This window comes from Ligilactobacillus apodemi DSM 16634 = JCM 16172, assembly GCF_001434405.1.
GTDB classification, from domain to species: domain Bacteria; phylum Bacillota; class Bacilli; order Lactobacillales; family Lactobacillaceae; genus Ligilactobacillus; species Ligilactobacillus apodemi.
Genome location: NZ_AZFT01000048.1, coordinates 65,859 through 92,088, shown reverse-complemented (window position 1 = coordinate 92,088; position 26,230 = coordinate 65,859). Strand labels below are relative to the sequence as shown.

Sequence of the window (26,230 nt, the reverse complement as noted above, 5' to 3'; positions counted from 1 at the left end):
AAATTGTCCTCCTTATTACTCTGCTAAGTGTTGTACAGAAACGCCACGTAATGCAGCAACTTCTTCAGCATTCTTCATTTTAGCTAAACCATCCATTGTTGCACGAACAACGTTGATTGGTGTGTTGGAGCCTAATGATTTACTTGTAACATCAGCAACTCCGGCGAGTTCCATAACGGCACGAACAGCACCGCCAGCAGCAACCCCAGAACCAGCTTCAGCTGGCTTAAGTAAAATACGACTACCGCTGTATTGACCGAGAACTTCATGAGGAAGTGTTGTTCCGACCATTGGAACTTTAACTAAGTTCTTACGAGCAGCATCAACAGCCTTACGAATAGCTTCTGGAACTTCTTGAGCTTTACCTGTACCGAAGCCCACGTGGCCATTATGGTCACCGACGATTACTAAAGCAGCAAAGCGAAGACGACGTCCACCTTTAACAACTTTAGTGATGCGGTTGATCGCAACAACGCGATCTTCTAAATCTAATTGAGCTGGATCAATAAAAGTCATAAACGTTATTTCCTCCTTTTCCTAAAAGTCTAAGCCGTTTTCGCGAGCAGCTTCAGCTAAAGCTTGCACACGACCATGATAAAGGTATCCGCCACGGTCAAATACAACTTCTTTGATACCCTTGTCTGCAGCACGTTTAGCAACTAATTCACCAACAGCACTAGCTTGAGCTGTCTTTGTACCAGCGCTAACTTCACTGTCTAAAGTAGAGGCACTGACCAGCGTCACACCCGCTACGTCATCAATAACTTGAGCGTAGATGTTTTTGTTTGAACGATAAACATTTAAGCGTGGGCACTCAGCAGTACCAGAGATCTTACCACGAACACGTGTATGGCGCTTTTGACGCGTCTTATTCTTATCTGGTTTTGAAATCACTTTTTTCACCTCTTAGTTTTATTTAACAGCAGATCATGCTGCAAGATTATTTACCAGTCTTACCTTCCTTACGACGCACATATTCGCCAACGTAACGAATACCTTTGCCTTTGTAAGGTTCTGGTGCACGAGTTGCACGAATGCGAGCTGCGCAATCGCCAACTTCTTCTTTGTTGATACCAGAAACGATAATTGATGTAGCAGATGGAGTTTCAAATTTGATTCCATCTTCTTCTTCAAATTCAACAGGGTGAGAGTAGCCCACGTTTAATACGAGCTTCTTACCTTGCATTTGAGCACGGTAACCAACACCACGAAGTTCAAGTTCTTTCTTGTAACCTTCTGTTACACCAACAACCATGTTGTGGAAGTTAGCACGGGTTGTACCATGCATTGCTTTAGCTTTTTTGTCATCGCTAGCACGTTCGAATGTTACAACGTTGCCATCGATGTTGATCTTGATAAGATCAGAGAATTCACGAGTTAATTCACCCTTAGGACCTTTAACAGTCACAACGTTTCCGTCTTGTTTTACTTCAACGCCTTCAGGTAATTCAACTGCTTTATAACCAATACGACTCACGAGATGGACACCTCCTTTTGAACTTTATATATTACCAAACGTAAGCGACTACTTCGCCACCGATTTTCTTAGCGCGGGCATCTTTATCTGTCATAACACCTTCAGATGTTGACACGATAGCAATACCTAAACCATTAAGAACCTTAGGCACTTCGTCTGCTTTAACGTATGAGCGTAAACCTGGTTTTGAGATACGACGAATACCAGCGATTACACGTTCGTTATTTTTACCGTATTTCAAGAATACACGGATGATACCTTGTTTGTCATCTTCGATGTATTCAAAATCGCGAATAAATCCTTCGTTCTTAAGAATTTCAGCGATGTTCTTCTTCATTTTTGAAGCAGGAACTTCTACAGATTCATGCTTGACCATGTTAGCATTACGGATGCGTGTCAAGAAATCTGCAATAGGATCTGTCATTGCCATGTTATTGCCTCCTTTACTTGTTAATTATGGATTACCAGCTAGCCTTTTTCATGCCAGGGATTTGACCCTTGTGAGCAAGATCTCGTAGGCAAACACGGCATAACTTAAATTTACGATATACAGAATGAGGACGACCACAACGTTCGCAACGTGTGTATTCTTGTGTTGAGAACTTAGCAGGACGCTTATTCTTTGCTACTTGTGACTTTTTAGCCAATGTGAAACCCCCTTATTTAGCGAATGGCATTCCAAGTTGTGTCAAAAGTTCTTTAGATTCTTCGTCTGTGTTAGCTGTTGTAACAATAACGATATCCATACCGCGAACTTTGTTAACATTATCAAAATCGATTTCAGGGAAGATCAATTGTTCGCGTACGCCCAATGTGTAGTTACCACGACCATCAAAGGCACGAGCACTAACACCATGGAAGTCACGCACACGAGGCAATGAAACTGAAACCAATTTGTCTAAAAATTCGTACATACGTTGTCCACGTAAGGTAACCTTGGCACCGATTGCCATACCTTCACGTAAACGGAAGCCAGCGATAGATTTCTTAGCGCGGGTAATAACTGGTTTTTGACCAGAGATAAGCGTAAGTTCTTCCACAGCTTCATCCAAATTTTTAGCATTGCTTACAGCATCACCAACACCCATGTTGATAACGATCTTATCAACCTTTGGTGCTTGCATGATTGATGAGTAATTGAATTTTTCCATCAAGGATGGAACGATTTCATTAGTATATTTTTCTTTTAAACGGTTAACCATGAAGAAAGTATCCTCCTTTCTCGACTATTCACTGATTTTTTTAACGTTAGAAACATGAATTGGTGCTTCCATTTCAACGATACCACCGTTTGGGTTTGCGTTGTTTGGTTTTTGATGTTTCTTAACGATATTTACACCTTTAACGATCACACGATCATTTGCTGGGAAAGCCTTGATAACAACGCCTTCTTTACCTTTGTCCTTACCAGCGATAACTTTAACTTTGTCATTGCTCTTGATGAACATTTTCTCTGCGCACCTCCTTGCCAAATAGACAGATATTATAATACTTCAGGTGCTAAGGAAACGATCTTCATGAAGTTTCCGTCACGTAATTCACGTGCAACAGGTCCGAAAATACGTGTACCTTTAGGTGACTTGTCATCACCAATGATAACAGCAGCATTTTCATCGAACTTGATGTATGAACCGTCAGCACGGTGTGCACCAGATTTTGTACGAACAACAACAGCCTTGACAACATCGCCTTTTTTGACAACGCCACCTGGTGTTGCTTGTTTAACAGTAGCAACAATAATGTCACCGATATTAGCAGTCTTTACACGGGAACCACCCAAAATCTTGATAACCAAGATTTCGCGGGCACCAGAGTTATCAGCGACTTTCAAACGACTCTCTTGTTGGATCACAGTATGTGACCTCCTTTCGCTATTAGATAGATCAGAATACGAATGCTTTGTTAGTTATCGAAAATTAGATAATAACTGCTTTTTCAACGATTTCTAATAAACGGAAACGTTTTGTAGCTGACAACGGACGTGTTTCCATGATCTTAACAATATCGCCAACTTTAGCTTCATTGTTTTCATCATGTGCCTTGTATTTCTTAGAATACTTAACACGTTTACCGTAAACTTTATCGTTCACGTAAGTTTCAACAACAACAGTGATTGTTTTTTCCATTTTGTCAGAAACGACACGTCCTTGATAGACTTTGCGTTGGTTACGACCTTCACTCATGCGCGATTAGCCTCCTTTTCGTATTCTTATTTGTTCAATTCTTGTTGACGCAACGCAGTTTTGATGCGTGCGATCGTTTTACGAACTTCTTTCAAGCGTGCGGTATTTTCTAATTGACCGGTAGCTAATTGGAAGCGTAAGTTAAATAATTCTTCTTTGAATTGCTTTTCTTTTTCGAGCATTTCAGCAGTGGTTAATTCATTAATTTCATTAATCTTCATTTGATTCGCCACCTACCTCACGTTTTACAAACTTAGTCTTGACTGGGAGTTTGTGGGAAGCTAAACGCAATGCTTCACGAGCAACTTCTTCAGAAACACCACCAATTTCAAACATGACTTTGCCACGTTTTACAGGAGCTACCCAGCCTTCTGGAGCACCTTTACCGGAACCCATACGAACACCAATAGCCTTAGCTGTGTAAGACTTGTGAGGGAAAATCTTGATCCAAACTTTCCCACCACGTTTCATGTAACGAGTCATAGCAATACGAGCAGCTTCGATTTGACGGTTTGTGATCCAGTGTGAATCAGTAGCTTGTAAACCGAATTCGCCGAATGTTACTTCCTTACCGCCTTTTGCTTCACCACGCATTTTACCGCGGAATTCACGACGGTGCTTTACACGTTTTGGTACTAACATAGACTATTTCCCTCCTTTACCGTTATTTTTCTTTGCTGGCAATACTTCGCCACGGTAGATCCAAACTTTAACGCCCAATTGGCCGTATGTTGTGGAAGCTTCTACCCATGCGTAATCAATATCAGCACGTAATGTATGCAAAGGAACTGTACCTTCTGAGAATTGTTCGATACGGGACATATCAGCACCGTTCAAACGACCAGCAACTTGTACCTTGATACCTTTTGCACCAGCGCGCATTGTACGTTGGATAGCTTGTTTCATTGCACGACGGAAAGCAACACGGTTTTCCAATTGTTGTGCAATGCTTTCGCCAACTAATTTTGCATCTAAATCAGGCTTCTTGATTTCCACAATGTTAATGTGTACTCGCTTGCCTGTCAAGTTGTTTAATTCTTTACGAAGTTTTTCAACTTCAGAACCGCCTTTACCGATAACCATACCTGGTTTTGCAGTATGGATAGAAATGTTAACACGCTTTGCAGCACGTTCGATTTCTACGGTAGAGACAGCAGCGTCGGCTAATTTCTTTTCGATGTATTCACGGATGTGTAAGTCTTCGTGTAAGTTGGAAGCAAAATCTTTTTCAGCATACCATTTTGCATCCCAGTCACGAATGATACCGACACGTAATCCGGTTGGATTTACTTTTTGACCCACGCGTTATCCCTCCTTATTTAACAGATACCACAACTGTAATGTGACTTGTACGCTTGTTGATTGGGGAAGCAGAACCCTTAGCACGAGGACGGAAACGCTTCAAAGTTGGTCCTTCGTTCACATAGGCTTCGCTTACATAGAGATCTTCAACATCTAAGTCAAAGTTGTTTTCTGCGTTTGCAACAGCAGATTTCAAAACTTTTTCGATTAAGTAAGCACCGGATCTTGGTGTAAACTTCAAGATACCAAATGCTTCAGCAACGTTCTTACCACGGATAAGATCGATCACAAGACGTGCTTTACGTGCAGGGATTCGAACTGTCTTGGCAGTTGCTTTTGCTGATGTTACTTGTTCAGCCATGATTTATCCTCCCTTATTATTTCTTGCCTGTCTTCTTATCGTCTGCGGCATGACCATGGAATGTACGTGTTGGCACGAATTCACCTAATTTATGGCCGACCATATCTTCTTGGATATAAACCGGCACATGCTTACGACCATCATAAACTGCGATTGTGTAACCAATAAAGCTAGGGAAAATCGTGGAACGACGTGACCATGTCTTGATTACTGATTTCTTTTCTTGATCAGCTTGTGCTTCAACCTTTTTCATCAAGTGTTCATCGACGAAAGGTCCTTTTTTCAAACTACGACTCAAAGTATGTCCTCCTTTCGGAACAATAATCGCATAAAAATTACGCGATTAGGAGATTATTTCTTTTTACGACTACGTACGATAAATTTGTTTGACTTAGCTTTCTTAGAGCGAGTCTTAAGACCTGTAGTCTTCTTACCCCATGGAGACATTGGAGATGGACGACCAACAGGAGCTTTACCTTCACCACCACCGTGTGGGTGATCATTAGGGTTCATTACAGAACCACGGCTTTGTGGACGCTTGCCTAACCAGCGAGAACGACCAGCTTTACCGATATTGATAAGTTCGTGTTGTTCGTTACCAACAGCACCGATCGTAGCACGGCATGTAACCAAGATCATACGAACTTCACCAGAAGTCAAACGAACGATAGCGTATTTGCCTTCCTTACCAAGTAATTGAGCTGAAGTACCAGCTGAACGAACTAATTGTCCACCTTTACCTGGTTTCAATTCGATATTGTGGATAACTGTACCAACTGGAATGTTTTCCAATGGCAATGTGTTACCAACTTTGATATCTGCATCCTTACCGGATTGGATTTTTTGGCCAACTTCAAGGCCCTTAGGTGCAAGGATGTATGATTTAACACCATCAGCATAAACAACTAATGCGATGTTAGCAGAACGGTTTGGATCATACTCGATTGCTTTAACTGTTGCAGGAACATCATCTTTAATACGTTTGAAGTCGATCAAACGGTATTGACGTTTGTGACCGCCGCCACGGTGACGAACTGTGATATGACCGTAAGAATTACGACCAGCCGTTTTGCTCTTAGAAGCAAGCAATGACTTTTCTGGTGTAGTCTTTGTGATTTCAGCGAAATCAGAACCAGTCATGTTACGACGACCGTTAGTGGTTGGTTTGAATTTCTTGATCCCCACTATGTTTCCCTCCTATACGAATATTTTATTCTTCGTTGAATAATTTAATTTCTTTAGATTCTGGTTTCAAAGTAACGATAGCTTTACGACGCTTTCTTGTGTAGCCTTCGTAACGACCCATGCGTTTCTTTTTACCCTTAACATTCATAATGTTAACTTTAGCAACTTCAACATCAAAGATATCTTCAACAGCATCTTTAACTTGTGTCTTGTTAGCACGTAAGTCAACTTCAAATGTGTAACGTTTGTTGTCCATTTCACTCATAGAAGCTTCTGTGATGATAGGACGTAAGATTACATCGCGTGATTCCATTATGCAAGAACCTCCTCTACTTGAGAAAGAGCTCCTTTTGTGATGACCATCTTGTCGCTGTTTACGACGTCTAATACGTTCAAGCCTTTAGCTGGGATAACTGTAACGTTTGGTAAGTTACGAGCAGCTAATGCAGCTTTTTCATTGTCATCTTCAAGAACTACTAAAACTTTTGTTTTAACATCTAAGTTGTTCAAAACTTCAGCAAATGCTTTTGTCTTTGGAGCATCAAAGTTTAATGTTTCAACAACTACTAAGCTATTGTCCAAGACCTTTTGAGAAAGGACGGAGCGGATAGCCAAGCGACGCACTTTGCGTGGAAGCTTGTAAGCATATGAGCGTGGTGTAGGACCGAATACTGTACCACCGCCAACCCATTGTGGTGAACGGATAGAACCTTGACGAGCACGACCTGTACCCTTTTGACGCCATGGTTTCTTACCACCACCGCGAACAGCACTTCTGTTCTTAACTGCGTGTGTACCTTGACGAAGTGATGCACGTTGCATGATCACAGCATCAAACACAACATTTTCATTTGGTTCGATACCAAAAATTGCTTCGTTCAATTGAACGTCGCCATTTTGTGTACCGTCTTGATTAAATAATGCTACTGTAGGCATGTGTATTTTTCCTCCCTTCCTCTAATTATTTAACTGTACTTTTAATTGTAACGAATGACTTGTTTGCGCCTGGTACGTTACCCTTGATCAAAAGTACACCATTTTCTGTATCAGCTTTAACGATTTCCAAGTTTTGGATCGTAACTCGTTTGCCACCCATACGTCCTGGCAATAACTTGCCTTTCATAACACGGTTGATGATAACACCCATCGAACCTGGTCGACGGTGGTAACGGGAACCGTGAGCCATAGGTCCACGACTTTGTCCCCAACGTTTGATGTTACCTTGGAAACCATGTCCCTTGGACGTACCTGTTACGTCTACGATGTCGCCTGCTTCGAATAAGTCTGCCTTAATTTCGTCACCGACTTTGTATTCTCCAAGCTCAACATCGCGGATTTCACGAACGAAGCGCTTAGGAGCAGTATTTGCTTTAGCTGCATGACCTTTAGCAGGTTTGTTAGCATTCACTTCGCGTTGGTCATCAAAACCTAATTGAACAGCTTCGTAACCGTCGTTTTCAACTGTTTTAACTTGTAATACAACGTTAGAACCAACTTCAACAACTGTTACAGGAACTAATTCACCGTTTTCAGTGAAGACTTGTGTCATACCTACTTTTTTTCCTAAGATTCCTTTAGTGGTCATGAGTACACCTCCAATTAATTATTTTCTAGTTTAATGTAAATTATTATAATTTGATTTCGATATCAACACCAGATGGTAAGTCAAGTTTCATCAATGAATCAACTGTCTTTGGTGTAGGATTTACGATATCGATCAAACGCTTATGTGTGCGCATTTCAAATTGTTCACGAGAATCTTTGTATTTGTGTGGTGAACGAATAACCGTATAAATTGTACGTTCCGTTGGTAACGGAATAGGACCGGAAATTTGAGCACCTGTTCTCTTAGCTGTTTCCACGATCTTGTCAGCGGATTGATCTAAAATGCGGTGTTCGTATGCTTTCAAACGAATACGAATTTTTTGTTTTGCCATTATGGTACCTCCCTCGTCTATTTTAAAAATAAGACTAGCTCCGTGAAAATTCCCGACAAACCTGTGGCAAAGCTCCCGGGTGTGTCGCAACCTTTCACATCTTAGCTCATTTAAAATATATAACAACTGAATTATGCACTTGTCCCTTGCACAAGTACCTTTCTATAGTATTACAATCTAAATAACAAATCAAGCACTTTTTTGGAATTTATTTTTTAAAAACGCTATTTACTCTTTTGCTTTACACTGCATCACATTTCTTCTATTATAATAGAAAAAATTGACGAGGTATTTTAATTATGAAAAAAGCATTGTTGATAATTGATTATACAAATGACTTTATCGCTGATGACGGTGCCCTCTCTTGCCAAGCTCCTGGTCAAGCACTTGAAAATAATTTAGTTGCTTTAGCGGAGCAGTACCTAGCCAATGGTGATTATGTCATCTTGCCTACTGACACACATCGATTAAACGATAAGTATCACCCTGAAAGTAAATTATTTCCCCCACATAATATAAAAAAAACTTGGGGTCATGAGCTTTATGGCAAGTTAAACGATTGGTATCAAGCTAATAAAAACAACGAATTAGTTTGGCAATATGCCAAAGATCGTTATTCTAGCTTTAAAAACACTGGCTTAGATAACTTTTTACGCACACGTCAGATCGATACATTATGTTTAACTGGGGTATGCACCGATATTTGTGTTTTACACACTGCAGTAGATGCTTATAACTTAAATTATCACCTTGAGATCCCTAAAAATGCTGTAGCTAGCTTTGACCAAACTGGTCATGAATGGGCGCTACGTCATTTTGAAAATTCTTTAGGTGCAAAAGTATACTAATCACCTATTTAGTTAATAAAACCGGCTTAGAGTTGCCTAACATGCTACTCTAGCCGGTTTGTTTTTTGCGCGCTCAGCTTAATCCCAAATTTCTTTAGCGGTCTTGATAACTAACTTAATTTTATCCCATTGTTGTTGTTCAGTTAAAATATTACCTTCTTCAGTTGAAGCAAAGCCACATTGTGTGCTCAATGCCAATTTATTTAAAGGAACAAACTGACTAGCTTCTTTGACTCGTTTAGCTAATACTTCTTTACTTTCAAGCTTCGGTGTCTTACTGGTGACTAACCCTAAAACAACTTGTTTACCCGGGGCGGTTTCTTTTAGGGGAGTAAAGTCACCTGAACGCTCATCGTCAAATTCTAAATAAAAAGCATCAACTAGTTCTTGGGCTAATAAATATTTAGCAACTGGCGCATACCCGCCCTGAGCTGCCCAAGTTGAATGATAATTACCACGACAAACATGGGTCGATAATCTCAGATCAGCTGGCTGATCAACTAAAACTGCATTATTCAGTTTTAAGTAAAGCTCTTTTAACGACTCTGGATCAAAATCTGGACCTGCAATTTTTTGCCATAACTCGGTATCACTGAGCATACCCCAAGTACAATCATCAAGTTTTAAATCACGACAACCAGCTTGATACAAGGCTAAGATCAAATCACGGTAAGCTTGGATAATATCGTTAAACAACTCAGTTTGGTTTTGGTACACTTCTTTTAGTTTAGCAATATTTTCTTCATCACGCACAAGTTCAGCATAGAATTGTGCTGGGGCTGGAATACTTTGGCGGGCAGTGATCCCCGGCTTATCTTTAACTAATCCAGATAAATATTTGAACGCAGCCAAATCAGGGTGTGTCGGCGTAAATTTGATCTTTCCGTTAACTTGGGCCGAATCAGCTCGCGTTTCCTCACCATGGAAAAAGTAACCATGTTCAGGAATCGTATGCAAAACACCATCAAAGCCCCAGAAGGTATCTAAATGCCAATAACTTCGCCGAAATTCGCCATCAGATACAACTTTTAAGCCTACTTGAATCTCTTTTTCTACTAAATCTTTGATTTGCTCATCTTCAACTTGACGTAATTTTTCCAAGTCGATCTCGCCATTCTCATAGGCTGACCGTGCATCTTTTAAAACTTTAGGACGTAGAAAACTACCTACGATATCATAATGAAGAACTGTCATATAAATACCTCCTTATATGCAAAAAAGCCCCTAAGAGTTGCCTAACTCTTAGGGACGCTACTTTCAATCATAACGTGGTACCACCCATGTTCAATGTGACTTTACAGCCAACATCCTTGCCAAGTGCACCGCAAAATGCAGTACACTCCAGCACGATAGCGGGTGCTTTACCGTAAACTGCTTATTTTCACTCACAGCTTAAAGCTCAAAGACCATCTTCAGTTAAATAAACAACACTACCTTGCACCAAATATAGCTCGCTTTAAGATGTTTAGTTCAACTTACTCTTCTTCTCAACGCTTAATTTATTGTGATAATCATATCACAAACTTTACCAGAGTCAAACATTTTTTCAATGTTTAGTTTAAATTTTTCCTTTTGCCTTGCACAAAAAACCTAAAATTCTTAGAATTGATTGTATATAAGAAGAGAAGAGGTATCACATATGTACTATAATGCAGCCTTAGTCCTTGAAGGTGGCGCGATGCGTGGACTTTACACCTCTGGGATCTTAGATGTCTTATTGAAAAAAGATATCCAATTTAAGACCGTCATCGGCGTGTCTGCTGGTTCATTGAGTGGGGCCAACTATGTTTCGAAACAATATCAACGGACTTATGATATCAACATCAAATACCGTGACGATAAAGACTACATTTCGATGGCTAACGTCTTGAAAAAGGAAAGTATCATTAACCTAGATTTCTTATTTGCCGATCACGGACCTACTTGGCATAATTTCGATGCACGCGCTTATGAACGCTCCGAAACTAACTTTGTAGTCGTTGCAACTGAACTAACAAGTGGTAAAGCTGTGACATTTAACAAACCTAAACCAGGTACACCATTTATCACTGCACTAGAAGCTTCTTCATCAATGCCGTTGATTTCCAAACCAGTTGAAACTGCTAAGGGCTTATGTTTAGATGGTGGGATTGCCGATTCGATCCCTTACGATATTGCCAAAAAGGCCGGGATCGATAAAATCGTGGTCGTGCGCACAAGACCACGCGAATATCAAAAAAAGCCAACTAGTTTTGCCTTACAACGTATCTATCGCCGCTATTTTAAAGAATATCCTAAATTCATCGAAGCAGCGATCGCCCGACCAGAAAACTATAATAAATCAGTTGCTGAATTAAATAAGTTAGAACAACAAAAAGAAGTCTTCGTCTTAGCACCTGAACATACCGTTAAAGTTGGGCGTTTGGAACATAATACTAAAAAATTAAAAGAGCTCTATCAAGCTGGTACTGAAGATATGGAAAAGCAATTTGCTGCGATGATTGAATATCTCGAAAATTAAATAAAAAGAACCGTTGGAAAAATTCCAACGGTTCTTTTTTATTATCAATGATTATTAAGCGTTGCCGCCGTTTTTCTTGATAATTTCTTCTTGGATAGCCTTTGGTACTGGTTCGTAGTGATCCATTGTCATTGTAAATGTACCACGACCTTGTGTTGCAGAACGCAATGTTGTTGCGTAACCGAACATTTCGGACAATGGAACAAATGCGTTAACAACTTGTGCGTTACCACGAGCTTCCATACCTTCAACACGACCACGACGAGCTGTAACGTGACCCATAACATCACCCAAGTTATCTTCTGGAGCAACGATTTCAACTTTCATGATTGGTTCAAGGATAACAGCACCAGCCTTGGATGCAGCGTTACGCAAGGAAAGTGATGCAGCAACCTTAAATGCAGCTTCAGAGGAGTCAACATCATGGTAGCTACCATCATATAACTTAGCCTTAACGTCGATCAATGGATAACCAGCTAAGACACCATTTTCCATAGCTTCCTTCAAACCTTGTTCTACTGAAGGGATGTATTCACGAGGAACAACACCACCGACGATAGCATTTTCAAATTCGAAGCCTTTACCTTCTTCGTTTGGTGTAAATTCGATCCAAACGTCACCGTATTGACCTTTACCACCAGATTGACGAACAAATTTACCTTGTGATTGTACTTGTTTTGTAAATGTTTCACGGTAAGCAACTTGTGGTTCACCAACAGTAGCTTCCACGTGGAATTCACGTTTCATACGATCAACGATGATATCCAAGTGCAATTCACCCATACCAGCGATCAATGTTTCGCCTGTTTCAGGGTTTGTTTCAGCTCTGAATGTAGGATCTTCTTCGGCAAGTTTTTGTAAAGCAACGTCCATCTTATCTTGGTCAGCCTTGGATTTTGGTTCCACAGAAACTTGGATAACTGGTTCTGGGAATTCCATGGATTCAAGAATCAATGGGTGCTTAGGATCTGTCAAGGAGTCACCTGTTGTTGTGTCCTTCAAACCGATAGCAGCAGCGATATCACCTGAGAATACTTCAGAGATTTCGTTACGGTGGTTAGAGTGCATTTGCAACAAACGACCTACACGTTCACGCTTGCCCTTTGTAGCGTTCAATACGTATGAACCAGCTTCCAAAGTACCTGTGTAAACACGGAAGAATGTTAAACGACCAACGAATGGGTCAGTTGCGATCTTAAATGCTAAACCAGCAAATGGCTTGTCATCATCAGCAACAAGTTCAACAACTTCGTCTGTATCTGGGTTTGTAGCGTTATATGGCTTAACATCTAATGGAGATGGTAAGTAATCATTAACACCATCAAGCATCATTTGCACACCCTTGTTCTTGAAGGCAGAACCAGCAAAAACAGGGAATACATCTAAGCTAAGTGTAGCTTGACGAATTGCTTTTTTGATTTCTTCTTTAGAGATTTCTTCCCCACCAAGATATTTTTCCATGATGTCTTCATTGACGTCTGCCAATGCTTCGATCATTTCTTCACGGCGAGTTTGAGCTTCTTCTAAGTATTCATCTGGAACAGGAACAGTTTCCCAACTTGCACCAGAAGCATCTTCATCGTAAAGGTCAGCTTGCATTTCAACTAAGTCAATGACACCTTCGAATTGATCTTCGGCACCGATTGGCATTTGAACTGGCAATGGATTTGCTTGCAAACGGTCTTTGATCGTGCTTACAGAGTAATCGAAGTTAGCACCGATTTTATCCATCTTGTTGATGAACACGATACGTGGAACACCGTATGTTGTAGCTTGACGCCATACGTTTTCTGTTTGTGGTTCTACACCAGATTGAGCATCCAAAACAACTACCGCACCATCAAGAACACGTAATGAACGTTCTACTTCGACAGTAAAGTCAACGTGTCCTGGGGTGTCGATGATGTTGATTCGGTTGTCTTTCCATTGCGCTGTTGTTGCAGCGGATGTGATTGTGATACCACGTTCTTGTTCTTGTTCCATCCAGTCCATTTGTGAAGCACCATCGTGTGTTTCACCGATTTTGTGGATCTTACCTGTGTAATACAAGATACGTTCGGTTGTTGTTGTCTTACCAGCATCGATATGAGCAACGATCCCGATGTTACGTGTTTTTTCCAATGGGAATTCACGCTTGTTTGCCATTTGAGATTTCTCTCCTTCCAAAAATAAAGATTAAAAGTAGTTCTTTTTTCAAAAAAATGACTACTATAAGATTTACTTATCTAAATCATATAATAGTCATCCTAAAATTACCAGCGATAGTGTGCAAATGCGCGGTTGGCTTCTGCCATCTTGTGTGTATCTTCGCGCTTCTTAACTGATGCACCTGTATTGTTAGCAGCGTCCATAATTTCTTTAGCTAAGCGTTCTGGCATTGTGTGTTCCCCACGTAAACGTGAGTAGTTAACTAACCAACGCAAACCTAATGTTGTACGACGTTCTGGACGAACTTCGATCGGAACTTGGTAGTTAGAACCACCGACACGGCGAGCTTTAACTTCCAAAACAGGCATGATGTTCTTCATTGCTTCTTCGAACACTTCCAATGGATCGTTACCTGTTTGTTCCTTAATAATATCAAAAGATTCGTATAAAATTTTTGATGCAGTCCCGCGCTTACCGTCTAACATCAAACGGTTGATCAAGCGTGTAACCAATTTTGAGTTGTAAATTGGATCTGGGAGCACTTCGCGTTTTGCAACGGCACCTTTTCTTGGCATCTAAAATGACCTCCTCAAATTCTAGCTACTTCTTCGTAATAAGTATTTTTATTTCTTAGTTATGTTTAATTATTTCTTAGGCTTCTTAGCACCATACTTGGAGCGACTTTGCATACGGCCGTCAACACCGGCTGTATCTAAAGCACCACGAACGATATGGTAACGAACCCCTGGTAAATCTTTTACACGACCGCCACGGATAAGCACAACACTGTGTTCTTGTAAGTTGTGGCCGATACCTGGGATGTATGCTGTAACTTCGATCAAGTTAGACAAACGAACACGAGCATACTTACGTAAAGCAGAGTTAGGTTTCTTAGGTGTCATTGTACCGACACGAGTAGCAACCCCACGTTTTTGAGGAGCAGGATTGTTTGTTTGAATTTTCTTGTAACTGTTATACCCAAAGTTTAAAGCTGGGGAATTAGATTTTGAACCTTTAGACTTACGGCCCTTACGAACTAACTGGTTAATTGTAGGCATATCTAAAGCTTCCTCCTTCCTTGTCTCATGTATTTTTTTAAGTACACACATCCAGGAGTTTCTTTTTTATGAATAAAAAAAGAACGTCCCGATGTACGTCATTTGAAATGTGTGCTAACTTGCTCACAGCCAGCACGATCTTGGAATATCCAAGAGAACTGTTCACATAAAGCACCTTTTACAGAGTACCACGTTTAAACAAGGGATGTCAAACAATATTTAAAAAAAATTCCAGTCTTTTTTGCGTATTTATCAAGTGAAGGGGGAATCGATATGTTATTTGGTCTTATCTTTATCCTTGGTTGTGTGCTCGCTTCTAGTATCGTTTGCTTAAATTATCGCCATGAGCATGCGCTATCTTATTTTTATCCGCGTTCTTTTTGTGAGCATTGCCATACTACTTTAAAATGGTGGCAACTAATTCCTGTACTGGGCTATTTTTTACAAAAAGGACACTGTTATTTTTGTAAAAAAAAGATCGACCCTAAAAGTACCCTAGTCGAACTTAGTTTTGCCACTCTACTAGTAATTTTTTGCACTCTTTTGCCCCCTGCTCTTTGGGCAAATTTTATTTGGGGGAGTTCTTGGCTTTTAAGCTTGAGTTTACAAGACCTTGAACGTAAGGAAATTGCGATTTCAGTTCTCTTTATTGGTGGTGGAATATTACTTTTGAGCGCCCCACTGCACTTAACGTTACTAGATCTAACAGGCGGGGCTACTTTTTTAAGTTTGATGTTTATCGAAAATATGCGCCATAAATTAGGCTATGGTGATACTTTTGTCATCATGTTTTTGTGGCTTGATCTAGGGTCAAAACAAGCACTACTATTACTACTTAGTGCAAGCTTTTTAGCCTTGAGTTATTATCTGCTTTTTTCCCAAAAAGAAAGTCTTCCGTTTATTCCCTTTATTTTTTGTGGTTATTTATTTAGCTATATCTTCGTTGGTAAAGCCTTACTAAGATTCTAATAATCAGATTAAGGCTTTCAACAAGTTTACTTAAAAAATCAAAATTTACAGATTTTGGTCAGAGTTATTTGATACACTTATAATTTATTGATTTCTTTACTAACAAATAAAGCGTTTTCGGATATAATGTAGTATATGGGATCAAGTAAAAGGAGGAATTTTTATGACACATAAAATTATTATGGATTCTGACCCGGGGATCGATGATGCAGTAGCGATTTCGACCGCACTGACAGATCCTCAGCTCGAACTTGTACTTATTACGACGGTCGCTGGAAATGTCACTGTAGATAAAACGACTAAAAATGCCTTGACCTTAGTTGATTTCTTCCAAAAAGACGTTCCAGTTGCAATGGGTGCGACCGACCCACTCATAAAAAAATTTGAAGATGCAGCTCGAATCCACGGAGAAAGTGGCATGGCTGGTTATGATTTTCCTGCGCCGACAAGTAAACCACTCGCCAAAAGCGCAGTATTAGCGCTGCGTGATGCGCTAATGGCAAGTAAAAAACCGATCACCTTGATCCCAACAGGTGCTTATACCAATATCGCACTACTTTTGCGCGAATATCCAGAAGTTAAGCCAAAGATCAAACAAATCATCGCTATGGGTGGATCACTTGGTCGTGGTAATATGACTAGCGCGGCTGAATTTAATGTCTTTACCGATCCCCATGCCGCTAAAATCATGTACAATGCAGGGATCCCACTAGTTATGGTTGGGTTAGATGTAACGCTTAAAGGTCGAATCAGTGATGAAACAACGGCTAAACTAGGCGAACTTGGTCGTGCTGGTAAAATGCTCCACGATATTATCGGCAAAGACTTTGACCATGATGAGACTGGGACTGCGATTCATGATCTACAAACACTGTTTTATCTTGAATGCCCTGAAGCTTTTGAGACTAAAGACTATTGGGTCGATATCATCACTGAAGGTCCAGCTGTAGGTGAAACAGTAGCCGATATCCGGGCAGCTTATCACGATGGAAAAACTAATGCGAAAGTGTGTGTGGATATTGATACCAAAGCATTCAATGATTGGCTGTTACACAAAGTCAAAGATAACATGCAAGCATAGTTTTACTTAGAAAGGAATTACGTGTTTTCGTGAAAATTGTCAATGAGACGTATTTTGCACTCGCACTTTTAGCACTTGTGATTGCATTTACGCATTCTGTTTTATTCGATATTTTATTTGCTATCATTGCATTAGGAGCAATTCCTTGTTTCTATCGTGCTTTTCGCACAAATAAATAATTTCAACTATACAAAAAAGGCTAGAAACGCAAATTGCATTTCTAGCCTTTTTCTTTAACTCATTAGTTGTTGTCATCTACATTTGCTGTAGCCATTGCTTCTTTAGCTTCTAATGATTTTTCCACATCAGAGATGGAATAAACACTATCTGTTGTTACCCCAACTTCATCTGGTTCAATGTCACGGTACTTCTTCATACCTGTACCAGCAGGGATGATCTTACCGATGATAACATTTTCTTTCAAACCGATCAATGGATCATTCTTACCGCGGATAGCAGCATCAGTCAAGACACGAGTTGTTTCTTGGAAGGATGCAGCAGATAAGAAGCTGTTTGTTTCCAAGGAAGCCTTAGTGATACCAAGCAAGACTGGACGAGCCGTTGCAGGAATACCACCATTGACCAACGTATCAACGTTGTTATCCTTGAAGTCATTGATATCCATCAAAGTACCTGGCAACATGTCTGTGTCACCTGGATCCATGATGCGAACTTTACGCAACATTTGACGAGCCATAACTTCAACGTGCTTATCGGAAATTTCTACCCCTTGCATGCGGTAAACTTTTTGAACTTCACGCAAGATGTAGTTTTCAGTTGATAAGACGTCACGAACTTTGATCAATTCTTTAGGATCGATCGAACCAACTGTCAAGGCTTCACCACGATGGATATGATCGCCTTCTTTAACTTTCAAGACAGAAGTAAATGGTAAGGAGTAAGTTCTTGTGTCTGTTTCACCCTTAACGGTAACTTCTTTAGTGTGTTCAGCTGGATTTTCTTCCACTGATTCTACGACACCCGTAACTTCTGTGATCGTAGCACGACCTTTAGGATTACGAGCTTCAAAGATTTCTTGCACACGAGGAAGACCTTGAGTGATATCGTCACCGGCAACCCCACCAGTATGGAAAGTACGCATTGTAAGCTGTGTACCAGGTTCACCGATAGATTGAGCAGCAACAGTACCAACTGCTTCACCAACTTCAACTTCATCACCAGTAGCCATATTACGGCCGTAGCAGTGTTCACATACACCATGACGTGTATTACATGTGAAGGCGGAACGGATCGTTACCATTTCAACGCCGGCATCAATAACTTGTTGCGCCATTGCTTCGTCGATCATCACATCAGCAGGCACGATAACTTCGCCTGTTTCTGGATGCTTAACGGCCTTCATTGTGTAACGACCTAAAATACGGTCATACAATGGTTCGATCATTTCGTTACCTTCACGAATAGCAGTAACGTCTAAACCACGGTCAGTACCACAGTCTGTTTCACGAATGATAACATCTTGTGCCACGTCAACTAAACGACGAGTCAAGTAACCGGAATCGGCTGTCTTAAGAGCCGTATCGGTCATACCTTTACGAGCACCGTGAGTGGAAATAAACATTTCCATCACAGAAAGACCTTCACGGAAGTTCGCAATAACAGGAAGTTCCATTGTCTTACCATTAGGAGCAGCCATCAAGCCACGCATACCAGCGAGCTGTGTAAAGTTAGAGATGTTACCACGAGCACCGGAATCACTCATCATTTGGATTGGGTTAGATGGATCCATCTTTTCAACTAGCTTAGCTTGGATATCATCTTTAGCCTTGTTCCAAATGGCGATAACACGGTTGTAACGTTCATCTTCTGTGATCAAACCACGACGGAATTGCTTAGCAACCGTTGCGACTTCTTTATGCGCACGTTCAACGATTTCTGGTTTTTCTTCCAAATCAGTAACGTCAGCGATACCCACTGTCAAACCAGATTTAGTTGATTCATAGTAACCTAAGTCTTTCATGCGGTCCAAAAGTTCTGCTGTGGCAGTAACCTTGTAGTCCTTATAAACTTGGGCAATGATGTCTGATAAGAAACCAGACTTAAATGGTGAAACAAGTTCAGCATTTGCCAAGTATTCATGAATGTCTTGACCTGGTTCTAAGAAGTACTTGTCTGGAGTCTTACCAGATAAATTTTCAGCTGAAGGTTCATTTAGATATGGGAAATCTTCAGGCAAGATTTCGTTAAAGATCGCCTTACCAGCTGTTGTGACCAAAATACGGTCTTTTTGCCAGTCAGTAAATGGCTTGCCCTTTGCAGCCAAGGAAGATGCTTGCAAACCAATTCGTGTGTGCAAGTGCACATAGTTGTTTTGGTATGCAGTCCGAACTTCGTTGACATCTTTAAAGATCATACCTTCACCTTCACGGTCTTTTTCTTCGATCGTGATGTAGTAGTTACCGATCGTCATATCTTGAGATGGTGAGATGATCGGCTTACCATCTTTAGGTGCCAAGATGTGGTGTGCAGCAAGCATGAGCAAACGTGCTTCAGCTTGAGCTTCATCAGATAAAGGCACGTGGATAGCCATTTGGTCCCCGTCAAAGTCGGCGTTGTAAGCTTCACAAGCAAGTGGATGCAAGCGCATAGCTTTACCGTCAACTAATGTAGGTTCAAAGGCTTGGATACCCAAACGGTGCAATGTAGGAGCGCGGTTAAGTAACACTGGATGTTCTTTAATAACATCTTCTAAAACGTCCCAAATATCATCATCACGACGATCGATCTTACGTTTAGCGTTCTTAATGTTAGAAGCCATACCGCGCTTGGTCAATTCACGCATCATAAATGGTTTGAACAATTCCAAAGCCATTTCGTGTGGAATCCCCATTTGGTTAAGCTTCAACTTAGGACCAACGTCGATAACCGAACGACCAGAGTAGTCAACACGCTTACCTAACAAGTTTTGACGGAAACGACCTTGCTTACCCTTAAGCATGTGTGATAAGGACTTCAATGGACGGTTACCAGGACCAGTTACCGGACGACCACGACGACCGTTATCGATCAAGGCATCTACCGCTTCTTGCAACATCCGTTTTTCGTTTTGCACGATGATGCCAGGAGCATTCAAGTCAAGCAAACGTTTCAAACGGTTGTTACGGTTGATAACCCGACGGTATAAATCGTTTAAGTCACTTGTTGCAAAACGGCCACCTTCAAGTTGGACCATTGGACGAAGATCAGGTGGAATAACTGGAATAGCATCCATAACCATCCAATCAGCATGGTTACCTGAGTTCAAGAAGGCTTCCAAAATATCCAAACGACGTACGGCACGTGTCCGTTTTTGGCCAGTTGCTTCTTTTAATTCTTCTTTTAATTCAGCACATTCTTTTTCAAGATCAACATCGCGTAAAAGTGTACGGATAGCTTCAGCACCCATAGCTGCTTTAAAGCGATCACCGTATTCTTCACGTTTTTCACGGTATTCACGTTCTGTTAAAAGTTGTTTTCTTTCTAAAGGTGTGTCCCCACCATCAGTAACCACATAAGATGCAAAGTAGATGATTTCTTCAAGGGCACGTGGGCTCATGTCTAACACAAGACCCATTCGGCTAGGAATCCCTTTGAAATACCAGATGTGAGTTACAGGGGCAGCAAGTTCGATGTGACCCATCCGTTCACGACGAACTTTAGCGCGCGTAACTTCAACGCCACAGCGGTCACACACAACACCCTTATAGCTGACTTTCTTGTATTTACCGCAGGCACATTCCCAGTCTTTTGTAGGTCCGAAAATACGTTCATCAAACAGACCGTCTTTTTCTGGTTTCAACGTACGATAGTTGATCGTTTCTGGTTTCTTGACTTCACCGTAAGACCAGCTACGGATCTTATCGGATGAAGCAAGTCCGATTTGCATGCTATCGAATTTATTGACATCGATCAAAGGACCGACCTCCCTTTCCTATTTTGAAATACTAAGTGTTTACTACTTTTCAACGCTTGTTTTTTCTTCAGCTGTTTCTACGCCTTGGGCTTCAGCCTTAGCTTTTTTCTCAGCTTCTTCTTTTTCACGTTTAGCTTGTTCTTCTTTAGAAACTTTAGCTAAAGCATCGATCTTGACGATGTCATCATCATCTTCATCCATATCGCGTAATTCGATTTCTTGTTTGTCAGCGTCAAGCACTTTCATATCAAGACCAAGCGATTGTAATTCTTTAACTAAAACGCGGAATGATTCAGGCACACCTGGTTGAGGAATTTGTTCACCCTTAACGATTGCTTCGTATGTCTTCACACGTCCTACAACGTCATCTGACTTGTAAGTCAAGATTTCTTGCAAGGTGTATGCAGCACCGTAAGCTTCAAGGGCCCAAACTTCCATTTCACCAAATCTTTGGCCACCAAATTGAGCTTTACCACCAAGAGGTTGTTGTGTAACCAAGGAGTAAGGTCCAATTGAACGAGCGTGGATCTTATCATCGACCATGTGAGATAGTTTCATGTAGTACATGACACCAACAGCGACACGGTTATCGAAAGCTTCACCTGTCCGACCATCGTACAAGACTGTCTTACCGTCAGATGGAAGACCAGCTTCTTTTAAAGCAGCCCAGATATCTTCGTCACGTGCACCATCAAAAACAGGTGATGTTACGTGGATACCAAGCTTACGAGCAGCCATACCTAAGTGAAGATCTAATACTTGCCCGATGTTCATACGTGAAGGCACACCCATCGGGGAAAGCATGATATCGATCGGAGTACCATCTGGCATAAATGGCATATCTTCTTCAGGGATAACAACAGAAACAGTCCCCTTGTTACCGTGACGACCAGCCATCTTATCGCCGACTTGCAACTTACGTTTTTGTGCAATGTAAACACGAACCATCATGTTAACGCCAGGAGCTAATTCATCGCCAGCTTCACGCGTAAAGATCTTAACATCTTGCACGATACCGCCACCACCGTGTGGGACACGTAAGGATGTATCACGAACTTCACGTGCTTTTTCACCAAAGATAGCGTGTAACAAGCGTTCTTCGGCTGATAATTCAGTCATACCCTTAGGAGTTACTTTACCAACTAAGATATCACCGTCTTTAACTTCAGCACCAACGCGGACGATCCCAAATTCATCCAAGTTCTTCAACGCATCTTCCCCAACGTTAGGGATTTCACGCGTCATTTCTTCTGGTCCAAGTTTCGTATCACGTGCTTCTGATTCATGTTCTTCAATGTGGATCGAAGTATAAACGTCTTCTTTAACTAAGCGTTCGTTAATAGCGATCGCATCTTCGAAGTTGTAACCGTCCCAAGTCATGAAGGCGATAAGTGGGTTTTGACCTAAAGCTAATTCGCCTTCTTCCATTGATGGACCATCTGCTAACACATCGTCAGCATCAACATGATCACCAACGCGGACGATCGGTGTTTGGTTGTAGTTCTTACCACCGTTAGAACGACGGAACTTCATCAACTTGTAAGTATCTAAAGAACCATCTTCACGACGAACACGAATTTCACGTGCATCAACGTATTCAACTGTACCATCATGTTCAGCGATCATTGCATCACCGGAGTCATGAGCGGCTTTATATTCGATACCAGTACCAACTAATGGTGCGTGTGGCTTGATCAAAGGAACAGCCTGACGTTGCATGTTGGCACCCATCAAAGCACGGTTGGAGTCATCGTTTTCCAAGAAAGGAATACATGCAGTAGCGACCGCAACAACTTGTTTTGGTGACACGTCCATGTAGTCAACTTTATCAACGGAAATTTCGATGTTTTCATCTTTATGACGAGCCATAACCACATCATCAACGAATGAACCATCATCGTTTAATGGGGAGTTAGCTTGTGCTACGACATAGTTATCTTCTTCATCAGCTGTCAAATAGTCGATCTTATCGGTAACTTTATGTGTATCCCAAGAAACACGACGGTATGGTGTTTCCACGAAACCATATTTGTTAACACGAGCGTAAGTTGACAAACTGTTGATCAACCCGATGTTAGGACCTTCAGGAGTTTCGATCGGACACATCCGGCCGTAGTGAGTATAGTGAACGTCACGCACTTCGTATCCAGCACGGTCACGTGTCAAACCACCAGGCCCTAAGGCTGAAAGACGACGTTTGTGTGTAAGTTCGCCAAGTGGGTTTGTTTGATCCATGAACTGGGACAATTGAGAACTACCAAAGAATTCTTTGATAGAAGCCACAACTGGACGAATGTTGATCAATTGTTGTGGTGTCACTGTTGCTGTGTCTTGGATCGACATTCTTTCACGAACAACACGTTCCATCCGAGTTAAACCGATGCGGAATTGGTTTTGTAATAATTCACCCACAGAACGAATACGACGGTTACCTAAGTGGTCGATATCATCAACATTACCAAGGTCTTCTTGCAAGTTGAAGAAGTAGTTCATGGAAGCCAAGATATCAGCTGGTGTGATGTGCTTGTATTCCAATGGAACATTACCGTTACCGATCATGTTAACTACACGTTCTGGATCTTTTTCAGAGTAAACTTTGATGATTTGTAAGGTCATTGGTTCTTGGACCACACCTTCTTCAGATGGGTGGAAAGTAACCATCTTGAAGTCATCACGTTTAAGGTAAGGAGCCAATTTTTCCATTGCGACCTTATCTAAAAGATCACCCTTGTTAACGATGATTTCGCCTGTTTCAGGATCAGCTAAAGTTTCAGCTACGCGCTTGTTCAAAAGACGAGTCTTAAGATCAAGTTTCTTGTTGATCTTGTAACGACCAACGGCAGCTAAATCGTAGCGTTTTGGATCAAAGAAACGAGCTGTTAAAAGACTACGAGCTGAGTCAGCAGTCTTTGGTTCGCCTGGACGAAGACGTTCGTAGATATCTTTCAAGGATTCTTCTACCCGAGAATCATCCATGTTCTTGTGGATATCTTTTTCTAACGTGTTCATCAATGCATCTGTTTCACCGAGCATTTCGATGATTTGCGAATCTGATTCGTAACCTAAAGCACGGATCAATTCTGTCAATGGGATCTTACGAGTCCGGTCGATACGTACATATGCCACATTTTTAGCATCTGTTTCATATTCTAACCAAGCACCACGGTTAGGGATCACCGTTGTCCCGTAGTTTTCACGCCCATTTTTATCTAATTCGGAATTAAAGTATACGCCGGGTGAACGAACTAATTGTGAGACAATAACACGTTCAGCACCGTTGATAATGAAGGTACCTTGTTTTGTCATTAATGGGAAATCGCCAAAGAAGACGTCTTGTGACTTGATTTCTCCTGTTTCCTTATTGATCAAACGCAAAGTAACGTGTAATGGTGCTGAATAGTTAGCATCGTGTTCACGTGCTTCATCAACGGTATACTTTGGTTCCAACAATTGATAGTCGACAAATTCAAGTGATAAGTTCCCAGCGAAATCTTCGATCGGCATGATGTCTTCAAACATTTCACGCAAACCTTCGTCTAAGAACCATTTATAAGAGTCAGTTTGGATCTCGATCAAGTTAGGAAGATCTAGAACTTCTTTGATTCGAGAATAACTTCTGCGTTCACGGTGTTTGCCGTATTTTACTAAATGTCCTGCCAAGTTGTTCACCTCTCAAAATATTTACTGTAAATCGTTGCTATAAACTGAAAATTAATATTACAATTATGTTACAAATAACTTTTTGCAAAAATTTTCAGTGAATTTTGGCAAAAAAAAGCAAAAACAGATCACGTTTAAAAAAATAAACCTCACTATTTTTGCTTCTTCGTTTGCCTGATCCGGACAATAGATCGCATCAAGCAGCTAAATTCACAGTTTTTGCATCTATGTAGTATAGCAAGAAAAGCTAGTACTGTCAATACCTGTGGGCAGTTTTCTGAAAATTAGTTTGTTGACACAGGTAGGTGTTCTAGATGATGATATTTGATAATATCTTCATCTAAAATAGTCACGTCCATTTTCCTGGCATACGCCCTACTCCAAGGAGTTCCCACACGATGCGTTAAATTCTTTGTTTGGTCGTCCCAAGCCCCTTGGTACTGCGAGCAACATTTAGCCACGGTAAGCTCGCTCAAGTCTAGTAGCTCAGTAGTGTAGGGACAGACAGCTAATTTATCATTAAAAGCTACATCTTCTTCTAAATTGTTAGTATATCTGTATTTACGGTAGACTTCAGTTTCGACCGGACCATGGTCAAAGGCCTCAAAATTAGCAACAAACGGGCTACTTGCGTATTTTTCTAAGTAGTCTGCGTAAATGTAATAAAGTGTTTTTTGCAATAAAAAAGCATTTAACTGATACCTCTGCACTAAATAAGCCGCCATATCATCAGCCTTTAACTGACCTTGCTGCTCTAATTTTTTAATTAATTCTGCCATGCTTTCAACCTGAATCACCTTGGTAAAATATGGGTCTAGCCGTTGAATGTCTGCAAAAGTCTGCCCTTTATCATTGATGACATGAATGCTGATCCCAGCCAAAAGATGTGGTGGAACATTACGTAATTCATTTCTCTTTTTTATCCGCTGTTGCAAAATGGTATGCAAAGGCTACATCTCCTTGCTTAACCAAAGCAATCATATGAATCATTACTTTCCACCTTCCTTTGTCGTTCATGTTCTTCATGAGCATATAAATTTTTATCCTTATTTATCTTGTCCCAAATCTGTAATTCCCACGGAAAGCTGTAATTATCTAACTTAAAATAACATGGATCGCATGATAGTCACCGTCATCACGAAAATAAAACCTAGAAATCTTTCTAGTATTACATTTTTGACACAGTAACTCGGTAATCAAGGGGGTATTTTGTTCAACACCAACAAGAATAATCCGAAATCCGATCAAATCATTTAATGACTTATTGACCGCAATCGCTCCGATCCGTTGTTCACGCATAAAATATTGCTTAATTTTAGCGTAAGTTGTTTGTTCTGATTTTACCCGGTAGCTAAAGTTATAATCTAACAAATAATCCAATAGATCTTCTTCTATTTTTTGTGATATATCAGTTAAAAATGCTAAATACTTTGGAATTAAGTCGTATAAAAAATACTTATCCTGATAGATACTACCAACATTTAGTTTCTTTAAATTATAATTACTACGAGCTAGTTGTCTAGTACAAACTTGCTTAGAGTATAGATTTTCTGCCCAAATAGCGTCAATCAATGTTGCTAATAATTCCAACATCCCCATCGCCAGTCC

General features: G+C 40.7%; 30 protein-coding genes and 1 pseudogene. 4 read left to right on the top strand and 27 right to left on the bottom strand.

What is annotated here, in order from left to right; genetic code table 11:
- Positions 1-15: 15 nt before the first annotated feature.
- The 19 genes and pseudogenes from rpsE to rpsJ all read right to left on the bottom strand — a co-directional run bounded on the left by rpsE (position 16) and on the right by rpsJ (position 8,445).
- Positions 16-516, bottom strand: coding sequence for a 30S ribosomal protein S5 (gene rpsE / locus FC32_RS04270; RefSeq protein ID WP_025086719.1), 501 nt, complete (start codon positions 514-516; stop codon positions 16-18).
- 21 nt (positions 517-537) lie between these two features.
- Positions 538-903 carry a 50S ribosomal protein L18 gene (gene rplR / locus FC32_RS04265; RefSeq protein ID WP_029507270.1) on the bottom strand — a complete coding sequence of 122 codons (366 nt, stop codon included), beginning with the start codon at positions 901-903 and terminating at the stop codon, positions 538-540.
- Between the two features lie 37 nt (positions 904-940).
- Positions 941-1,477, bottom strand: coding sequence for a 50S ribosomal protein L6 (gene rplF / locus FC32_RS04260; RefSeq protein ID WP_025086718.1), 537 nt, complete (start codon positions 1,475-1,477; stop codon positions 941-943).
- Positions 1,478-1,508: 31 nt separating this feature from the next.
- Positions 1,509-1,907 carry a 30S ribosomal protein S8 gene (gene rpsH, locus FC32_RS04255; protein ID WP_025086717.1) on the bottom strand — a complete coding sequence of 133 codons (399 nt, stop codon included), beginning with the start codon at positions 1,905-1,907 and terminating at the stop codon, positions 1,509-1,511.
- A gap of 31 nt (positions 1,908-1,938) precedes the next feature.
- Positions 1,939-2,124, bottom strand: coding sequence for a type Z 30S ribosomal protein S14 (locus FC32_RS04250; RefSeq protein ID WP_025086716.1), 186 nt, complete (start codon positions 2,122-2,124; stop codon positions 1,939-1,941).
- 12 nt (positions 2,125-2,136) lie between these two features.
- Entirely contained in the window at positions 2,137-2,679 is a 543-nt protein-coding gene (gene rplE, locus FC32_RS04245) for a 50S ribosomal protein L5 (RefSeq protein WP_025086715.1), read from the bottom strand.
- 33 nt (positions 2,680-2,712) lie between these two features.
- A pseudogene (gene rplX / locus FC32_RS04240) lies at positions 2,713-2,925 on the bottom strand (50S ribosomal protein L24); the annotation flags it as partial.
- Positions 2,926-2,960: 35 nt separating this feature from the next.
- Positions 2,961-3,329 (bottom strand): 50S ribosomal protein L14, encoded by a 369-nt coding sequence (gene rplN, locus FC32_RS04235; protein ID WP_004050293.1) that lies wholly within the window; start codon positions 3,327-3,329, stop codon positions 2,961-2,963.
- 64 nt (positions 3,330-3,393) lie between these two features.
- Positions 3,394-3,660: a 30S ribosomal protein S17 gene (gene rpsQ, locus FC32_RS04230; RefSeq protein ID WP_004050295.1), complete on the bottom strand. Its 267-nt coding sequence runs from the start codon at positions 3,658-3,660 to the stop codon at positions 3,394-3,396.
- 26 nt (positions 3,661-3,686) lie between these two features.
- Positions 3,687-3,881: a 50S ribosomal protein L29 gene (gene rpmC, locus FC32_RS04225; protein ID WP_004050297.1), complete on the bottom strand. Its 195-nt coding sequence runs from the start codon at positions 3,879-3,881 to the stop codon at positions 3,687-3,689.
- Positions 3,871-4,302, bottom strand: coding sequence for a 50S ribosomal protein L16 (rplP, locus tag FC32_RS04220; protein WP_004050298.1), 432 nt, complete (start codon positions 4,300-4,302; stop codon positions 3,871-3,873). Before rplP ends, rpmC begins: the two co-directional genes overlap by 11 nt.
- 3 nt (positions 4,303-4,305) lie before the next feature.
- Positions 4,306-4,962 carry a 30S ribosomal protein S3 gene (rpsC, locus tag FC32_RS04215; RefSeq protein WP_056957287.1) on the bottom strand — a complete coding sequence of 219 codons (657 nt, stop codon included), beginning with the start codon at positions 4,960-4,962 and terminating at the stop codon, positions 4,306-4,308.
- 13 nt (positions 4,963-4,975) lie between these two features.
- On the bottom strand, positions 4,976-5,323 hold the full coding sequence (rplV, locus tag FC32_RS04210) for a 50S ribosomal protein L22 (RefSeq protein ID WP_004050311.1): 348 nt from the start codon (positions 5,321-5,323) through the stop codon (positions 4,976-4,978).
- A 16-nt stretch (positions 5,324-5,339) separates the two neighbouring features.
- Entirely contained in the window at positions 5,340-5,621 is a 282-nt protein-coding gene (rpsS, locus tag FC32_RS04205; protein WP_004050313.1) for a 30S ribosomal protein S19, read from the bottom strand.
- A 53-nt stretch (positions 5,622-5,674) separates the two neighbouring features.
- Complete coding sequence (gene rplB / locus FC32_RS04200) at positions 5,675-6,508, bottom strand: 50S ribosomal protein L2 (protein ID WP_025086713.1); 834 nt, start codon at positions 6,506-6,508, stop codon at positions 5,675-5,677.
- Positions 6,509-6,533: 25 nt separating this feature from the next.
- The gene (gene rplW, locus FC32_RS04195) at positions 6,534-6,821 is read right to left on the bottom strand and encodes a 50S ribosomal protein L23 (protein WP_025086712.1); all 288 of its coding nucleotides are present in this window, start codon (positions 6,819-6,821) and stop codon (positions 6,534-6,536) included.
- Positions 6,821-7,444 (bottom strand): 50S ribosomal protein L4, encoded by a 624-nt coding sequence (gene rplD, locus FC32_RS04190; RefSeq protein WP_025086711.1) that lies wholly within the window; start codon positions 7,442-7,444, stop codon positions 6,821-6,823. Before rplD ends, rplW begins: the two co-directional genes overlap by 1 nt.
- Positions 7,445-7,469: 25 nt before the next feature.
- Entirely contained in the window at positions 7,470-8,093 is a 624-nt protein-coding gene (gene rplC, locus FC32_RS04185) for a 50S ribosomal protein L3 (protein WP_004050322.1), read from the bottom strand.
- Positions 8,094-8,136: 43 nt separating this feature from the next.
- Entirely contained in the window at positions 8,137-8,445 is a 309-nt protein-coding gene (gene rpsJ / locus FC32_RS04180; protein ID WP_025086710.1) for a 30S ribosomal protein S10, read from the bottom strand.
- Positions 8,446-8,744: 299 nt separating this feature from the next.
- Between rpsJ and FC32_RS04175 the strand changes: the two genes are divergently transcribed.
- Positions 8,745-9,293, top strand: coding sequence for a cysteine hydrolase family protein (locus FC32_RS04175; protein ID WP_025086709.1), 549 nt, complete (start codon positions 8,745-8,747; stop codon positions 9,291-9,293).
- A 78-nt stretch (positions 9,294-9,371) separates the two neighbouring features.
- Here FC32_RS04175 and FC32_RS04170 read toward each other — a convergent pair whose 3' ends face one another.
- Entirely contained in the window at positions 9,372-10,487 is a 1,116-nt protein-coding gene (locus tag FC32_RS04170) for a 5-methyltetrahydropteroyltriglutamate--homocysteine S-methyltransferase (RefSeq protein ID WP_056957286.1), read from the bottom strand.
- Between the two features lie 445 nt (positions 10,488-10,932).
- Between FC32_RS04170 and FC32_RS04165 the strand changes: the two genes are divergently transcribed.
- Positions 10,933-11,793, top strand: coding sequence for a patatin-like phospholipase family protein (locus FC32_RS04165; protein WP_025086708.1), 861 nt, complete (start codon positions 10,933-10,935; stop codon positions 11,791-11,793).
- A 54-nt stretch (positions 11,794-11,847) separates the two neighbouring features.
- Here the strand turns inward: FC32_RS04165 and fusA are convergent, their stop codons facing one another.
- The 3 genes from fusA to rpsL all read right to left on the bottom strand — a co-directional run bounded on the left by fusA (position 11,848) and on the right by rpsL (position 14,999).
- Positions 11,848-13,938: an elongation factor G gene (gene fusA, locus FC32_RS04160; protein WP_025086707.1), complete on the bottom strand. Its 2,091-nt coding sequence runs from the start codon at positions 13,936-13,938 to the stop codon at positions 11,848-11,850.
- Between the two features lie 107 nt (positions 13,939-14,045).
- The gene (rpsG, locus tag FC32_RS04155) at positions 14,046-14,516 is read right to left on the bottom strand and encodes a 30S ribosomal protein S7 (protein ID WP_004050334.1); all 471 of its coding nucleotides are present in this window, start codon (positions 14,514-14,516) and stop codon (positions 14,046-14,048) included.
- Positions 14,517-14,585: 69 nt separating this feature from the next.
- Positions 14,586-14,999 (bottom strand): 30S ribosomal protein S12, encoded by a 414-nt coding sequence (rpsL, locus tag FC32_RS04150; RefSeq protein ID WP_025086706.1) that lies wholly within the window; start codon positions 14,997-14,999, stop codon positions 14,586-14,588.
- A gap of 273 nt (positions 15,000-15,272) precedes the next feature.
- Here rpsL and FC32_RS04145 point away from each other — a divergent pair, with 273 nt between their 5' ends.
- Positions 15,273-15,968: a prepilin peptidase gene (locus FC32_RS04145; RefSeq protein WP_025086705.1), complete on the top strand. Its 696-nt coding sequence runs from the start codon at positions 15,273-15,275 to the stop codon at positions 15,966-15,968.
- A 163-nt stretch (positions 15,969-16,131) separates the two neighbouring features.
- On the top strand, positions 16,132-17,049 hold the full coding sequence (gene rihC, locus FC32_RS04140; protein WP_025086704.1) for a ribonucleoside hydrolase RihC: 918 nt from the start codon (positions 16,132-16,134) through the stop codon (positions 17,047-17,049).
- A 241-nt stretch (positions 17,050-17,290) separates the two neighbouring features.
- Here rihC and rpoC read toward each other — a convergent pair whose 3' ends face one another.
- The 4 genes from rpoC to FC32_RS04120 all read right to left on the bottom strand — a co-directional run bounded on the left by rpoC (position 17,291) and on the right by FC32_RS04120 (position 26,221).
- Positions 17,291-20,962 (bottom strand): DNA-directed RNA polymerase subunit beta', encoded by a 3,672-nt coding sequence (gene rpoC, locus FC32_RS04135; RefSeq protein ID WP_056957285.1) that lies wholly within the window; start codon positions 20,960-20,962, stop codon positions 17,291-17,293.
- 42 nt (positions 20,963-21,004) lie between these two features.
- Positions 21,005-24,631 (bottom strand): DNA-directed RNA polymerase subunit beta, encoded by a 3,627-nt coding sequence (gene rpoB / locus FC32_RS04130; protein WP_155891433.1) that lies wholly within the window; start codon positions 24,629-24,631, stop codon positions 21,005-21,007.
- 275 nt (positions 24,632-24,906) lie between these two features.
- Positions 24,907-25,569 (bottom strand): Panacea domain-containing protein, encoded by a 663-nt coding sequence (locus FC32_RS04125; RefSeq protein ID WP_155891432.1) that lies wholly within the window; start codon positions 25,567-25,569, stop codon positions 24,907-24,909.
- 148 nt (positions 25,570-25,717) lie between these two features.
- Positions 25,718-26,221: a hypothetical protein gene (locus tag FC32_RS04120; RefSeq protein WP_025086701.1), complete on the bottom strand. Its 504-nt coding sequence runs from the start codon at positions 26,219-26,221 to the stop codon at positions 25,718-25,720.
- Positions 26,222-26,230: the final 9 nt, after the last annotated feature.

Bases quoted from the DNA above. Each gene is read 5' to 3' on its own strand.
- rplC (WP_004050322.1), bottom strand. From the start codon at position 8,093: ATGACCACTAAAGGAATCTTAGGAAAAAAAGTAGGTATGACACAAGTC.
- rplV (WP_004050311.1), bottom strand. From the start codon at position 5,323: ATGGCTGAACAAGTAACATCAGCAAAAGCAACTGCCAAGACAGTTCGA.
- rplW (WP_025086712.1), bottom strand. From the start codon at position 6,821: ATGGAATCACGCGATGTAATCTTACGTCCTATCATCACAGAAGCTTCT.
- rplE (WP_025086715.1), bottom strand. From the start codon at position 2,679: ATGGTTAACCGTTTAAAAGAAAAATATACTAATGAAATCGTTCCATCC.
- FC32_RS04120 (WP_025086701.1), bottom strand. From the start codon at position 26,221: ATGGGGATGTTGGAATTATTAGCAACATTGATTGACGCTATTTGGGCA.
- rplP (WP_004050298.1), bottom strand. From the start codon at position 4,302: ATGTTAGTACCAAAACGTGTAAAGCACCGTCGTGAATTCCGCGGTAAA.
- rpsL (WP_025086706.1), bottom strand. From the start codon at position 14,999: ATGCCTACAATTAACCAGTTAGTTCGTAAGGGCCGTAAGTCTAAAGGT.
- FC32_RS04170 (WP_056957286.1), bottom strand. From the start codon at position 10,487: ATGACAGTTCTTCATTATGATATCGTAGGTAGTTTTCTACGTCCTAAA.
- rplD (WP_025086711.1), bottom strand. From the start codon at position 7,444: ATGCCTACAGTAGCATTATTTAATCAAGACGGTACACAAAATGGCGAC.
- rpsG (WP_004050334.1), bottom strand. From the start codon at position 14,516: ATGCCAAGAAAAGGTGCCGTTGCAAAACGCGAAGTGCTCCCAGATCCA.
- rpsH (WP_025086717.1), bottom strand. From the start codon at position 1,907: ATGGCAATGACAGATCCTATTGCAGATTTCTTGACACGCATCCGTAAT.
- rpmC (WP_004050297.1), bottom strand. From the start codon at position 3,881: ATGAAGATTAATGAAATTAATGAATTAACCACTGCTGAAATGCTCGAA.
- FC32_RS04145 (WP_025086705.1), top strand. From the start codon at position 15,273: ATGTTATTTGGTCTTATCTTTATCCTTGGTTGTGTGCTCGCTTCTAGT.
- rpsQ (WP_004050295.1), bottom strand. From the start codon at position 3,660: ATGAGTGAAGGTCGTAACCAACGCAAAGTCTATCAAGGACGTGTCGTT.
- FC32_RS04165 (WP_025086708.1), top strand. From the start codon at position 10,933: ATGTACTATAATGCAGCCTTAGTCCTTGAAGGTGGCGCGATGCGTGGA.
- rihC (WP_025086704.1), top strand. From the start codon at position 16,132: ATGACACATAAAATTATTATGGATTCTGACCCGGGGATCGATGATGCA.
- rpsE (WP_025086719.1), bottom strand. From the start codon at position 516: ATGACTTTTATTGATCCAGCTCAATTAGATTTAGAAGATCGCGTTGTT.
- FC32_RS04175 (WP_025086709.1), top strand. From the start codon at position 8,745: ATGAAAAAAGCATTGTTGATAATTGATTATACAAATGACTTTATCGCT.
- rpsJ (WP_025086710.1), bottom strand. From the start codon at position 8,445: ATGGCAAAACAAAAAATTCGTATTCGTTTGAAAGCATACGAACACCGC.
- fusA (WP_025086707.1), bottom strand. From the start codon at position 13,938: ATGGCAAACAAGCGTGAATTCCCATTGGAAAAAACACGTAACATCGGG.